Below are 1,025 nucleotides of genomic sequence, written 5' to 3'. Positions count from 1 at the left end.
CGCCCGGGTCGAACTCGCGCTTGGCGCGCAGGAATTCGCCGATGCGCGGATGCGCCGCCTCCAGCTGCGCGCGCGTGGCCCAGCGGTGGTAGGTGAGGTAATAACTGCCGCCGAACCGCAGCGCGTCGTCGATCAAGGCGCGAAACGCCCGCGCCGCCGTCTCGATGCCGACGGCATCGTGATGCACGTGCAGGTTGAAGATCACGCAGGCCCAGCTTTCTCGCGCCCAGGCCAGCACGCTGGTGGGATCGCGCTCGATCAGGCGCACGGTGCCGTAGATCGGCTGGGCGCGATGGCGGCGCAAACTGTCGGCGGCGCGCGCCATGAACGCGGCCAGCGCGGGGCGCGGCACGTACAGCTCGGTGATCATTTCCGAGCCGCAGTGGCCGAGTGAGCGGTCGACCGCGGAGTGGTAGCCGTCCAAATACACGCCGCTTTGCTGGGCATCGCTGGCGTAGCGCTGGCCGTCGGTGGCGAGATAGAAATCGGCGTATTCGGCGAACGCGCGCGACGGGGCGTGGTGGGCCAACAGCAGCAGGCGGGCGAAATCCTCGGCCTGCAGATGGCGCGACGCGCAGGCCGCGGCGCCGGGCTCGGGCCGGTAGCACGACAGCACGCCCAGATCGAGAAAATCCGCGCTGCGCGGATCGATCGCGAATTGGAAATCGCCATAGGTGCAGCCCGTGGCGATGGCGCGCGCGAACGCGGCGTGCAGATCGCCGACGCGGGCCAGCGACACTTCGCGGCGCAGCACCTGGCGCGGAGTCAGGCGCAAGGTCAACGCCGCGACGACGCCGAACAGGCCGTAGCCGCCGGCCGCCAGCGCGAACAGTTCCGGGCGCTGTTCGCGGCTGGTTTCCACCAACCGCCCTTGCGCGTCGATCAGGATCAGCGCTTCCACGTCCTCGACGATCGGCGCATTGGGAATTGCTCGACCGTGCACGTTAGTAGCCACCGCGCCGCCGTGGCTGAATTCGTCGGCGGCGGTCTGCTTCTGACGGCTTGTACAGCCGCCGGTGTTGTCC

The 1,025-nt window shown here is 69.3% G+C and carries 1 pseudogene; it reads right to left on the bottom strand.

From position 1 onward, the window contains the following. Positions 1–1,025: pseudogene (locus tag AB0D94_RS37960) on the bottom strand (hypothetical protein); the annotation flags it as partial.

Origin of the sequence: Streptomyces sp. NPDC048255, from assembly GCF_040652415.1 — a bacterium.
Classification (GTDB): domain Bacteria; phylum Actinomycetota; class Actinomycetes; order Streptomycetales; family Streptomycetaceae; genus Streptomyces.
The sequence above is the reverse complement of the archived record's forward strand: the minus strand, read 5'-3'. Positions and strand labels throughout refer to the sequence as shown.